The sequence below is a fragment of the Mycobacterium sp. genome, from assembly GCF_052143115.1.
In the GTDB taxonomy this organism is placed as follows: Bacteria; Actinomycetota; Actinomycetes; order Mycobacteriales; family Mycobacteriaceae; genus Mycobacterium.
Genome location: NZ_JBKQTQ010000264.1, coordinates 1 through 12,604, shown reverse-complemented (window position 1 = coordinate 12,604; position 12,604 = coordinate 1). Strand labels below are relative to the sequence as shown.

7 protein-coding genes and 1 pseudogene are annotated in these 12,604 nt (G+C 65.8%); 6 read left to right on the top strand and 2 right to left on the bottom strand.

Annotated elements, in window-relative coordinates; all coding sequences use genetic code 11:
• From ACLQI9_RS26225 to ACLQI9_RS26215, 3 genes and pseudogenes are all read left to right on the top strand, one after another.
• Nucleotides 1-543 (top strand): annotated as a pseudogene (locus ACLQI9_RS26225) (bifunctional 3-(3-hydroxy-phenyl)propionate/3-hydroxycinnamic acid hydroxylase); the annotation flags it as partial.
• Nucleotides 543-1,439, top strand: coding sequence for a hypothetical protein (locus ACLQI9_RS26220; RefSeq protein WP_442392395.1), 897 nt, complete (start codon nt 543-545; stop codon nt 1,437-1,439). The pseudogene ACLQI9_RS26225 and the gene ACLQI9_RS26220, both read left to right, overlap by 1 nt.
• Before the next feature lie 121 nt (nt 1,440-1,560).
• Nucleotides 1,561-2,151 carry a hypothetical protein gene (locus tag ACLQI9_RS26215; RefSeq protein ID WP_442384928.1) on the top strand — a complete coding sequence of 197 codons (591 nt, stop codon included), beginning with the start codon at nt 1,561-1,563 and terminating at the stop codon, nt 2,149-2,151.
• A gap of 826 nt (nt 2,152-2,977) precedes the next feature.
• Here ACLQI9_RS26215 and ACLQI9_RS26210 read toward each other — a convergent pair.
• Nucleotides 2,978-4,096: a PPE family protein gene (locus ACLQI9_RS26210; RefSeq protein WP_442384926.1), complete on the bottom strand. Its 1,119-nt coding sequence runs from the start codon at nt 4,094-4,096 to the stop codon at nt 2,978-2,980.
• A gap of 16 nt (nt 4,097-4,112) precedes the next feature.
• A complete protein-coding gene (locus ACLQI9_RS26205; protein WP_442384924.1) occupies nt 4,113-4,412 on the bottom strand; it encodes a PE family protein in 300 nt (99 codons plus the stop codon).
• Between the two features lie 476 nt (nt 4,413-4,888).
• Between ACLQI9_RS26205 and ACLQI9_RS26200 the strand changes: the two genes are divergently transcribed.
• The 3 genes from ACLQI9_RS26200 (at nt 4,889) to ACLQI9_RS26190 (ending at nt 12,577) form a co-directional block, all read left to right on the top strand.
• Complete coding sequence (locus tag ACLQI9_RS26200; protein ID WP_442384922.1) at nt 4,889-5,482, top strand: carboxymuconolactone decarboxylase family protein; 594 nt, start codon at nt 4,889-4,891, stop codon at nt 5,480-5,482.
• A 250-nt stretch (nt 5,483-5,732) separates the two neighbouring features.
• Nucleotides 5,733-10,694, top strand: a complete 4,962-nt coding sequence (locus ACLQI9_RS26195) for an AAA family ATPase (protein WP_442392394.1) — start codon at nt 5,733-5,735, stop codon at nt 10,692-10,694.
• Between the two features lie 488 nt (nt 10,695-11,182).
• Nucleotides 11,183-12,577, top strand: coding sequence for a GAF domain-containing protein (locus ACLQI9_RS26190; RefSeq protein ID WP_442392393.1), 1,395 nt, complete (start codon nt 11,183-11,185; stop codon nt 12,575-12,577).
• The last annotated feature ends 27 nt before the right edge of the window (nt 12,578-12,604 follow it).

The following is a 12,604-nucleotide window of genomic DNA, read 5'->3' as shown; positions in this document are numbered from 1 at the left end:
GAGCAGGAGCGCAAAGCCCATGCGGCGGCCATGATTTTGATGGCCGTGTCGGTCGGAGCGGCGATGACCGGCGGCGGCCGGGTCGGCGACCTGGTCCGCAAGAGGGTGTTCCCGCGGCTGGCGCACTTGCGCCTGCCGGGCACGCGCACCAGCGCCGCCGATGGTGTCGCCCCCGGGCTGCACAAGTCGGCACTGGTGATCAAGTCCCGCATCCCCGGGCAGCTGGCCGGAACGCTGTGCCCCAACCCGGTTTTGCGCGATGGCCTGCACTTCGACCAGGTCGTCGGCAACCGGTTCGCGCTGGTCACCTCGTCTTCGCTGAGCGCCGCGCAAGAAAGCGAGCTCAAGACCCGCGGAGCCGCGATCGTCTCGGTCGCCCGGGACAGTCAACTGGGCCGGTGGCTAGGGCAGGGCCGGGCGGCAGCCGCCGTTGTCAGGCCCGACGGCGCCGTCATGCAGGCCGGCCGAAACGTGGCGGCGATCTGCGACGCCGTGCCCGCGTTCTCCGCGGGTCAGGGCGAGGTAGCCGAAAGCGAGCGCTGATGACCGAGCTGCTGGTGCTCAACGACGGCAAACAGGAGATGCAGGCGGTGTCTTTGGACGGCACCCGGGTGCGGACCCTGATCACCGGACTCGACGAGCGGGCCGACGGCATCGTCGTCGACCAGCTGCGGGGCCATGTGTACTGGACGAACATGGGCGCTCCCGACCCCGGGAGCGGCCCACGTTCGGAAGAGGCCTACGCCCGCAACGGGTCACTGGAGCGGGCCAATCTCGACGGGACCAATCGCGTCACGATCGTGCCGCGCGGGGCCTTCACGACCGGCAAACAGCTCGCCGCCGACTTCGAGGCGGGCGTGCTGTACTGGTGCGATCGCGAGGGCATGCAGGTGCTGTCGTGCAACCTTGACGGTAGTGCGTTGCGTCCACTGGTGGTGCCGGCCGTTGGTGAGGAGGCCGCGCAGGCGGCCAGCAACCACTGTGTCGGCATCGCCATCGATCTGGATCGGCGCCTGCTGTACTGGACGCAGAAAGGTGCACCAAAAGCCGGCGAGGGCAGGATCTTTCGCGCCCCCCTCGATCTGCGGCCGGGCACCAGCGCCCAGCACCGCGACGACATCGAGCTGCTGTGGAAGGACCTGCCAGAGCCCATCGACCTACACCTATTCGGTGGGGCGACGCTGGTATGGACCGACCGGGGCGCCGAACCCCAGGGCAACACACTCAACCGCGCGATGGTGCAGCCGACCGTCGGCACACCCGAGATCCTGTCGCGCGGATACCACGAGGCGATCGGGGTCGCCGCCGTCTCCGAGTCCGAGTTCTACGTCGGCGATCTCGGTGGCAGCATCCGCCACGTCAACCTCGACACCGGCGTCGACACCGAAGTGGCGCACCTCGGTGTGGGCCTCACCGGCATCGCGCTTGCCCAACGGTGAGTCAACGAAAGCCGTTGGGCGCAGCAGCTTTCGCGTGCCCATGCTGCCCGCAGCGCGCAGCTTGCGGGTTGCCACGCGAATTTTACTGTGGGTCATGGCCAAAGACGCTAGGCAGGATTAAATGAGCGGCTGGATCAACTTTTGGCATGGCCTGACTCCTGGACAAGGCACACTCCTCGGCGGTGCGTTCGTCGTCCTGGCGGGCATCATCGCGTTCAGCACGGGTTCGATGGACCGCCGGTCACAGCACAAGCGCTTCCACTACCAGGAGATGAAGACGCTCTACGCCGAGGCATTGAGAATCGGCAGGGACCTGGAAATCCTCAAGGCGCTTCCCCCAGATATCCGCAGGGAAGTCCTCACGGAAAAAGCCGAAGCGATCGATAGGGTGATCAGCGAGCTGGCGCTCACCGGCAATTACCAAACCGCCGACCTTGCCATTGCTTACGCGTACCAGCAGTCTGTTCAACTAGGCGAGTGGGTAAGACTAGTAGAAGCTGACCAGGGCTCGACGGACCGCATTCAGATGTGGTTGGACAACCTGCCTACCGAACAACGAGCCGCATTGAGGGACTACGAGAACGTCACCGTCAATCGTCGAGACGTAGTGCAGGCCGTACGCAATGAGCTGCGCCTGTACGTGCCGGTGTGGTCACGGTATCGGCGTGCGCTGCGAGATACGATCAAAGCCCAGCAGTTTCCCCTCAACTGACGCAGGGCCGCAGCACATCTGACTCGAGCACGCGCCCGGGCGGACAGTGCGAAGCGAACGATGCGGCGGCACGACAAACTGGCGGCGTCGGCAAGTCCTCATCACGCCCAGCGTAGGGTCACGCGGTCCCTGATGCCCAGATGTTGTCAGAGCTTCCGCCGCAGCCACTTTCACCGCGGTGCAATACGCGGTTGGCGTCGACGGTGGTGAATCGGTTGTGAGCGCCACGTTCCTGCGGGCAATTCTCGAGATTTCCGAGCCGGCCAGCGATGTCAAGCCGACAAGGGTGCCAACACTTACTACACGGTGGTCTGAGGACGGCCTGCGACAGTTCCTGTGCCAGGATCGCTTTCGCGGCGCGGACGGCTGGAGTGGCAACCCGGCCAACTGAAGCTAGCTGCAACCATGAAGGGACGTCGCATGGGCGACATTTCGACCGTCGGCGGCCATGCTGGTGTCATGTTAACCGCGCTTCTGGCCTTATTCGCGTTGATCACTGTCGCGTGGGCACTGCACGACAGCAACGCGGCACTCGAGCGACACAATCAGTCTAAGCATTGGGATGAGTAGTATTCCAACCCCACTGGTGGCGCGCTTCATTCGCCGCTACACGGCCGTATACGACCTTGATACTGGCTATCTGTCCAAGGGGGCGCAAGCCTGTACGACGGGCGACGTTAGGGCGGGCATCGTCGCGGGGATTGGCTCGTCGCAGCCTGCGTCTTAGTGGCAAGCAAACGTCTTCGTCTTCGGCGCGCCGCCTTGCGAAGGTGAAGCGGAGTGAAGCGTCGGCGTCGATGCGGGGGCCGACGGGGGGCAGAGGCTGCTATCCGATGTACTGCTGACGCGGAAGCATGGCGAGCCGCATCAGAGAGCGCAGAGTCGTTCCCTCAGGGGGTTTACCCCGCAGCCCTGTGCCGGCTGCCATTGCCCGCGGCGCGCCTGCCAGGCCGACCGGCGGCGGCAACGCCGCTAAGTCCCGGGTTTCGCTGACGAGGCTGACCGGTAACGCGTTGGCAGTGGCGCCATTCGCAGAGGCCAGTGTGCCCCAAGCCGGCGGCACCGACAGCGCGCCGACGCTGGCTGCCCGGGCCAGTCCGGCAGACACCGCACCGCCGACCGGAGCAGTGCCGACCGAGCCGAGAGTGGTCGCCACTTTACTGAGTCCAGCGCTCACGTCGGTCAATGCCGCCACCGCCGAATTGGCGACGGTCGCCGCGGACCTCGACCCGGCCGAGAGTGCCGACAAAATAATGGACGGGACTGTTGCGAAAGCGCTGATCCCCGAGTTGACGGTGTCCGGCTCCAGCGCCTTATTTATATCGGCGAGGATCTGCTGGATGATCGTGTCGACCGACGTCGAGGTCTGCGTCCCACCGGAATTGGCGACCGCGGCGCTTTGGGCCGGCAAACCGGCCGGGTTGGTGTTCTGTTGCGGCGGGGTGAATGGGGTCAGCGTTGCAGCGGCCGCCGAGGAGCCGGCATAGCCGTACATGGCGGCCGCGTCCTGGGCCCACATCTCGGCATACTGAGCCTCAGTCGCCATGATGGCGGCGGTATTGATCCCCAGGAAATTGGTGGCAACCAGCATCGTCAACTGCGCCCGGTTAGCAGCGATTACCGGCGATGGCACGGTGGCGGCGAACGCGGTCTCGAACGCCGATGCGGCCGCCTCGGCCTGGGCCGCCGCCTGCTGGGCTTGAGCGGCGGCGGCATTCATCCACGCGACAAAGGTCGCCGCCGCGGCCGCCATCGATGCCGACGCGGGGCCCCGCCAGCTGCCGTCGGTCAGGCCGGTAACCACCGAAGAGTAAGACGCCGCCGCCGAGGACAGTTCCCCGCCCAGGTTTTCCCAGGCCGCCGCGGCTTCCAGCATCGGACCCGGGCCAGGGCCGGAATACATTCGGCCGCTGTTGATCTCGGGTGGCAGTGCTGCGAAATCCATTGATATATACCGAGTGTCAGCGTGTGGCGGCCACATTGGCGGCCTCGGTGGCCGCATACGAACCGGCGGCGGCTTCCAAGGTTTCAACGAACAGTTGGTGAATCGTCGCCGCTTGCGCGCTGATCTCCTGGTACAGCACCCCATGGGCGGCGAACGCTGCCGCGGTCAGCGCCGAAACCTCGTCGGCGGCCGCGGGACTGAGCCCGGTGGTCGGGCCGGCCACAACCGCATTCTGTGCGCTCATCTCCGAGCCGATGCCCGCCAAGTTGCCCGCCGCCGCGGTCAGTGCCGCGGGTTCCGTGATCAAGAAAGACATACTCTCTTCTCCCAACGCCTGATGGCTGAACAACCGAGTCTCAAGACTTAGGATGTCGACGCCCGGCGCTGATGTCGTCGGGGGTAGCGCCCATTAAGCCCCCTGCTAGCCGTAATACCTCGGCGGAATTCGGCAAACAACGGTCTGGCGGTCAGTCGCTGCGGGTGCCGTTGAGGTGCAAGAGGTTTGACAAGACGCCTTAGCGGTCCATGCATGAGGCATAGTTGTGGCCCTGTGCTGGTTGCTTATTCAGTTCGGCCTAACCTTCCGTCGGAGGCGAGGGACTTGGTGCGCTACCGGCTGACCGGGTATACCAATTCCGGCTGTCGGTAACGACACACTCGGGTAAGCACGGCATCCTGAGGGGACGGGGACACGACAGCCGTGACCGAGGACTTGAGCAGCGAAGCCCTGGAGGCCCAGGTCCGACGGGCCGGACAACGGGCGAAACCCTAATGGAAAGCAAGGAAGGACTCATGTCGATCGACGGTGACGCCTTAGGCGGACGCCTTCCGCTTTACAGCAGTGAAGCGCTCGATCCAGCACAGAAAGCGCTCTACGACTGGCTGATGGATGTGGCGGTTCCGTGGGCGGAGGCTGCGGATTTCGAGGCCAGCGCCGAAACAGGCCGGGTCATCGGACCTTTCAATCCGCCTTTGCTGACGCCGGAAATCTCGTCGGCCTTCTTCGACCTTGCGGTCGCTGAGCAACAGCATACGTCGCTGAGCAAACGCTCCAGGGAAGTCATCATTTTGACGGTCGGGGCAGTCTGGCAGGCGCCCTATGAGCTCTATGCACATTGCGCCGTTGCGCGGTATGTCGGTCACTCCGACGACGCGGTGCGAACACTTGCCGCCGGCGGGTTGCCGCAGGACCTCACGGACGAAGAGGCGGTTACCCAGCGCGTCGCGCGCGCATTGTCGGTGGAGCATCGTCTGAGCGAGGCGCTCTACCGTGAGGCGGAAGCAATGCTCGGTGCCCACGGGCTCATGGAAGCCGTCGTACTCACCGGCATTTATCACACCGTGTGCGCAATACTCAACGCCTTCGAGATACCCGCGCCCTCCTAAACGCGTGAGGCCTTGGTGCCGAGCCATGACGGTTTTGCGGGCCGCGTCAAAAGGGCCGCCTGGAGCAGGGGTGTCTATCAAGGCGCCGGCAATCGCCAACGGCAACGACAATCTTGCCCGTTCACCTGCACGGTCGGTGGGTCCGCCGGGTCGGGCCAGCGGGTCCGCGTCGTGTGGCGCTTTCAAAATGTCGCGATTCGGCACGGACGGGTGTTAGGTAAGAGGCAGGTTCGACCCTGCGAGGTGGTCGATGGGTGACGGCGCGGTTTTGCCTGACCGGGATCTGCCCGTTCGGGCCGAGATTGTGCACGAAAGTCAACGCACACGGGTGACGCGGCTTTTGCTTTCCGGGAGCACGGTCATCCGCAAAGAGCCGTTGGGTGCAGAGGCGCAGCGTCGACTGCAACACGAGATGGCTGTCCTGGAGCGGTTGCGGGGCGTGATGGGTGTAGCGCAGGTGTTGGATGCGCCGCATTACCCCGCCTCGATCGTGCTTGCGGAAGCCGGGCAGGCGAGCCTGGCGCAGATGGTCAAGCCCCTTGCGCTCGACGACCTGATCGACTTGGCGGCGGGCATGGCCAAGGCGGTCGCGGGCATGCATGGCCGTGGTGTGCTGCATCGTGATATCTGCCCGGCGAACATTGTGATTTCGTCTGACGGCGCGCCTTGCCTGGTGGGTTTCGGCTTGGCGACGCTGGTAACTGAGATTCGTCCGGAGTTCAGCCACCACAGCCAAATTGTGGGCACGTTGCCGTATTTGGCGCCCGAGCAGACGGGGCGTACCGGGCGGCCGGTGGATCAGCGAGCCGATCTGTATGCGTTGGGCGCGACACTGTACGAGTTGGCCACCGGTGAGCCGCCATTCGGTGCGGGCGATCCGTTGCGGCTTACGCATGATCACTTGGCGCGGGTGCCTGCACCCCCGGGCGAGATCAATGCAGCGGTACCCGAGATGCTGTCGGCGATCATCATGCACCTGCTGGAAAAGGAGCCCGACGATCGCTACCAGTCGGCCGACGGCGTGGTCTACGACCTTGCGCAGTTTGGCGAGCCCGGCGTGTCGACGACGGCTGCGCCGCGCGTCGGCGCGCGGGATTTTCCGTTGCGGCTGCTGCCGCCGTCGCGGCTCATTGGGCGCGATGACGAGGTAGTGGCGTTGAGTGCGGCATTTGATGCTGCGCTGACAGGCGCCTGCCACGCCGTGCTGGTCAGTGGAGCCCCGGGAGTGGGCAAGACGGCATTAGTTGATGAGCTGCGCCCGGTGGTAACCGGCAACGACGGGTGGTTTGTGGCGGGCAAGTTCGACGAGTATCGGCGGGATCTGGAGTCTGGCGGCATTTTTCAGGCGTTTCGTGCGTTAGGTCGGCTGTTGCTCGCGGAGCCCGAGGACGAGCTGGTCGAGCTGCGGGAACGGATGCTGGCGGCGCTGGGTCCGAATGCGGGCTTGGCTGTCGCCACGGTGCCGGAGTTGGCGGCGCTGCTAGGCGTACCCGCCGAGGCGGGCGATCCGTTGACCGCCCAGGTGCGGATGCAGCACAGCGCTGTGGACATGCTGCGGGGTGTGGCCTCGCGCAAACGGCCGGTGGTGTTGTTCGTCGACGACCTGCAGTGGGCCGGGCCCGTCGCTGTCGGCTTCATCGACCTGGTGTTCCGTCAGCAGGTGGAGGGCCTGTTGCTGGTGGCCGCCTATCGCGACGAGGTGGACCCGACACATCCGATCGCGGCCTCGCTGTCGCGGTGGCGGCAACAGTCCGGCATGACGCACCTGGATTTGGTGAACCTGTCAGGACAGAATGTGGCCGCTCTGGTCGCCGAAATCCTGAGGGTCGACCCGGTTGCCGCGGGCGTTTTGACCGAGCTCATCGAGCCGCATACGCACGGCAACCCGTATGAGACGTTGGAGTTGCTCAACACCTTGCGTCACGAGGGCGTGCTGACCCCGACCTCGAAGGGGTGGTCTTGGGACGAGCCCGCCGTGCGCTCACTTCTGGCCCGTTCGGGGGTGGCCAAACTTGCGATGGCCCGGTTGGCGGCCTTGCCGTCCGCCTCCCGGGACGTGCTGGAGGCGATGGCGTGTCTGGGCGGGCGAGCCGAGCTCAGCGTGCTGGCGGCCGCGACCGCCGAGTCGGCCGAAGTGGTGGAACAGCGCCTGGCACCTGCCCTGGAAGAGGTCGTTCTGGTGGCCGAGACCTGGACCAATGACGCGGTGCGATTCCGTCACGACCGCATCCGTGAAGCGATCCTCGCCGAGGTTGATACCCAGCGGCGGCATAGCCTGCACCTGGCGATGGCGCGGCGGCTGGCGGTCAGACCGGAGCTGTTCGCCGTGGCCGCCGAGCAGTACCTGCCGGTCATCGACACCGTCACCGACGCCGGGGAGCGGTCTGCGGTGGTGGCACTGCTGCGCCGCGCCGCCGAACAGGCCGCGCTGGTGGGGGATTACAGCCAAGTTCACACGCTGCTCTCGAGCGCCCTGCGGGTCGCCGACCCCGGCGATGCTGCCGGGCTGATCCGACTGCACACCGGGCGCCTCACCGCCCTGTTCTGTCTGGGCCGGCTGGAGGAGGCCGACGAGGACTACCGCATCATCGACCGGCTGAGCACCGCCGCTCTACAGCGGGTGGACGCAACCTGCGTGCAGGTGCGCAGCCTGACCAACCGCAAGCTTTACTCCGACGCGATCGAGCTCGCGGTGACGGCGCTGCGCGAGCTCGGTACCACCGTCCCGCCCCCCGAACAGCTTCCGGTATTGCTCGAGCGGTATTTCGACTATCTGTACCGGTGGCTGGACCATACCGATGACGCGGCTGATCTGGGCAGGGCCGAAATCACCGAGCCGACACTGCTTGCCGTGACTTGTCTGTTCAACGCGGTCTTTCCGACCGCGACCTTCGCCGGCGACACCTTCATGCAGGCGTGGCTGAGCCTTGAGTCGCTAGAAATTTGGCTCGACCACGGCACCGCCCGTGGCCTGGTCGGCCCGGCAAGCTATTCGGCAGCCACCGCCATTGCGCTGCGCGACGACTACGGCGCCGCATACCGGGCTGCACGCCGGATCGTGGCCGTAGGGGAAGCTTGTGGCTATGAGCCCGAGACCTCACTGGCGCGGTTCGTGTCGTCTTACTTCGGTTGCTGGTTTGAACCGCTGGAAATCGGTGTCGCGCAGGCAAAGCGGGCACGCGAAGGGCTCATCAAAGGTGGCGACCTTGCCACCGCCGGCTATACCGTGGCGCACACCTACGGGGGGCAACTTGATTTCGTGCCCACGCTGGATATCTATGTCGCCGAGGCGGAGAAGGCATTGGCCTTCGTGCGGCGGGTCGGCATCGAACCAATGGGGCAGTGGGTGGAGGCCTACCAGTGGTTGGCAGATGCGTTGCGCGGCGAAACCCCCTACCCATCAGGTGGGGTGGCGCTCATTGACCGGTACGCCGACGACTCGGCGGTGCCGTTCTATGGAGATCTCAGCCGCGCGATCGCGGCCACGATCTTCGATGATCCGGCCAGCCTGAGACGACACGCCGCCGCGGCGATGCAAGCGCTGCCTTTTGCCCTCGGCAACTATGTGACCGTCGTGGCCCGTCTGCTGCGGGGCCTTGCTCTTGCTGCCGACGCTCGGACCGCTGGGCCCGATGAACGACCGGGATTGCAGTCCGAGTTGGAGGACGCGATTGTCTGGCTCGGCGCTCGCGCCGAAGACGCGCCCATGAATTTCCTGCACCTGCTGCGGCTCCTGGAGGCGGAACGGGCCTGGGCCTTGGGCGACTTGGGCGCCGCCGCGCTGGCCTTCGACGCAGCGCGAGATGAGGTCGCCGGGCGGCAGCGCCCGTGGCATCGGGCGCTGATCACCGAGCGCGCCGCCCGCTTCCGCCTGGCACGGGGCCTGCAACACGCCGGCCTTGAACTTCTCGCCCAGGCCAGGCAGATGTACTTGTCTTGGGGGGCGACGGCGAAAGTCGCCCAGCTCGACTCGGCGTATCCGTTACTGCGGCTGCCAGCCGACGCGCCCAGCGCAATCGGCAGCGACCGAAACGGTGATCTGCGCCTGCAAGGTTCTATGCTCAGCACCGGAACGATCGACTTGCTTGCGATTCTGTCGGCGTCGCGGGCGCTGAGCTCGGAAACGACCATCGACGGGCTGCACGCCCGCGTCGTCGACGTGCTCGCCGCGATGACCGGCGCGACCGAGGTACGGCTGCTGCTGCGCGGTGACGACCCCCAAGACTGGCTGCTACTTACAACGGGAGGCACGATCCCCGTCAGCGGCATCGGCAGCCAGCAGACCGTGCCGACGTCGGTGCTGCGGTATGCCCAGCGCATACCCGAACCGCTGGTCGTCGTCGACGCCACCAGCGACGACCGCTTCGCTCGCGATCCCTACTTCGCCGACACCGACCGCTGCTCTCTGCTGGCCCTACCCGTCCTCAGCCGTGGCCGCCTGCGGGCGGTGTTGCTCCTGGAGAATCGCTTGATTCGCGGGGCGTTCACCGCAGACCGCCTCGACGCCGTCAGGCTGATCGCCGGCCAGCTTGCCGTCTCGCTCGACAACGCCCAGCTGTATTCCGAGCTTGCCGCGTCACGCGCGCGGATCGTCGCCGCCGCCGACCAGGCCCGCCGCCGCATCGAACGCGACCTGCACGACGGCGCCCAACAGCAGCTCGTCTCGTTGGCGATGCATCTTCGCATGGTGCGTGAAGAGGTGGCACCCGATGCCCGTGAACTGCGGATGGAACTCGACCGCGCCGTAACTCAAGCAAACGGCGCACTCGATACGCTGCGCGACCTCTCGCGCGGCATTCACCCAGCGATCCTTACGAAGGGCGGCCTCAGCCCGGCCTTGCACGCACTAATCCGTCGCTCTCGCAACGCCGTTCAGCTCCACCTGGACATAACAAAACGACTGACCGATCAGTTGGAGGTCAGCGCCTACTACGTCGTCGCCGAGGCATTGACCAACTCGGCCAAACACTCGCGCGCATCGACCGTCACGGTTACCGTCAACGAGAAGGCCGCCGAACGCATTCTGTACCTTGAGATCGCTGACGACGGCATCGGAGGTGCCGACTTTTCCGGCGGAACCGGCCTGCTCGGCCTCAAGGATCGAGTAGAGACGCTCGGCGGCCACATCGATTTGCACAGCAGCCAAGAAACCGGCACGACCTTGCGTGTCGAGCTTCCCGTTACGCCCTCCAAGGGCGAACCTTCCGGCTAACCGTTGGCCGCCGATCACGACTACCTGCTACCTGTAATCCACTATTGAAGCCACCGGTGATGTGAGCCGCTGCGACCGCATCGAGACTGGACTTAAGTGCCGACTAGCCGACGCACTGCAAGCGGCGGAAGTGCGATTATCGACGGGATGGAGTTCCGCTGTGAATTGCACCGGTTACCACCATCTTGTGTGGGTTTTCGCGCCGCTTAGGCGGGCAGCGGCTCCCCAGCCGTCATGGTCTTCGGGTCAGCTTTAACCCAGACAAGCAGTGACAGCCGTTCAGAACGTTCCAAGCGCCACCGATCAAGGTCGACCTGCGATGACACCGAATGAGTGGCCAATCATCCGAACCCAGACCTGTTCTCACCCGTCGCGCTGGCACCCCGCGCCGCCGCCGATGCCCCCCGGCCGGCCGCTGTGGCTGGGAATTGTCGTCGCCGCGGTGTTGATCGTCTCGGAAACCGTACTTGTGCGGGTGCTCGCGTCGGTTGGACCGCACAACAACCTTTGGCATGGTGTATCTGCTTGGGGTGCTTGTGATCTCCGCTGGTTGGGATACCCGTCTAGCGGTAGCGACGACATTCGTCAGCGCCGCGGTGTACCTGGAAAGCCACCTCGACGCGGACAGTGGCTGGCTGCCGGCGAGCCGCATCGAACTCGTCCCGCTTGCAATCTTTTTGCCCATCGGTCTATTGACCAATGCATTAGCGGGTCGCGCCCGACTCCGCGCGGCGCAAGCCAGGTGCGCGACAGATCAGGTCAGTGAGTTGGCGCAGCGGCAGGCCGCGCTGCGGCGGGTGGCAACGCTGGTGGCCCGGGGTGTCTCTCCATCCGAGGTCTTGACCGCCGTCGCCGACGAGGTGGCCAACGCGCTGCGGGTGGAGAACTGCGTGTTGGTGCGTTACCTGGGGGATGACTCGTGCGAACTGGTCGCGGCCCACGACAAGGTTCAGTTGGAGAGGTTCCCGGTCGGCACGGTGTTTCCCCTGGACGGTGACAACCTGCCGGCGATGGTGTTTCGCACCGGCACGACAGCCAGGATGGACAGCCACGAGGACGCGGCCGGCCCGATGGCCGCAGCGGTCCGCGACGTTGGCATTCGCTCGGCGGTGGGCGCTCCCATTGAAGTCGACGGCCGACTATGGGGGGCGGCGGTCATAGCCTCCTCGGGGCCGGAACCACACCCGCGCCACACCGAAGCACGGCTGGCCGATTTCGCCGAGCTGGTCGCAACCGCGATCACCAATGCGCAGGCGCGTGACGAACTCATGGCCTCGAGAGCGCGCATCATTACTGCCGGTGACGAGGCCAGGCGCCGCATCGAGCGCGACCTACACGACGGCGCACAGCAACGCCTTGTCACGCTGAGGCTGCGCATGCGCTCCCTGGAGGAGTCCCTGCCAACCGAGAGCCACCTGAGACACGAGATCGCTGATCTGGCCGAAGAACTCGCGGCGGCTGGCGAGGAACTGCGGCAGCTCTCGCGCGGCATCCACCCGGCTGCCCTGTCCAGTGCGGGCCTGGGCCCAGCGCTGCGCGTCTTGTGCCGCCGCGCGGCCATGCCGGTGGAACTACGCGTCGATGTCGAGCGGCGACTGCCCGAGTCGGTCGAGGTGGCCGTGTATTTCGTTGTTGCAGAAGCGCTGACGAATGCCGTCAAGCACGCGCACGCATCGACGGTCACCATCGCCGTGGATGCCGACGACGTGCGGGTGCGCCTGTCGGTGTCAGACGATGGGATCGGCCGTGCCGATCCACGGGGTTCCGGCCTCACCGGGCTGAAGGACCGCGTCGAGGCGCTGGGCGGCCACTTGGATGTCGCCGGCCGTGAGGTCGGCCACGGCACCACGCTCACGGCAGAAATTCCTTGCGCATCAGCCTGAGTAGGCATTCCGACGCGGCCCATTAGC

Coding starts and splice junctions, on each gene's coding strand:
- ACLQI9_RS26200 (WP_442384922.1), top strand. CDS start 4,889: ATGTCGATCGACGGTGACGCCTTAGGCGGACGCCTTCCGCTTTACAGC.
- ACLQI9_RS26210 (WP_442384926.1), bottom strand. CDS start 4,096: ATGGATTTCGCAGCACTGCCACCCGAGATCAACAGCGGCCGAATGTAT.
- ACLQI9_RS26195 (WP_442392394.1), top strand. CDS start 5,733: ATGGGTGACGGCGCGGTTTTGCCTGACCGGGATCTGCCCGTTCGGGCC.
- ACLQI9_RS26205 (WP_442384924.1), bottom strand. CDS start 4,412: ATGTCTTTCTTGATCACGGAACCCGCGGCACTGACCGCGGCGGCGGGC.
- ACLQI9_RS26220 (WP_442392395.1), top strand. CDS start 543: ATGACCGAGCTGCTGGTGCTCAACGACGGCAAACAGGAGATGCAGGCG.
- ACLQI9_RS26215 (WP_442384928.1), top strand. CDS start 1,561: ATGAGCGGCTGGATCAACTTTTGGCATGGCCTGACTCCTGGACAAGGC.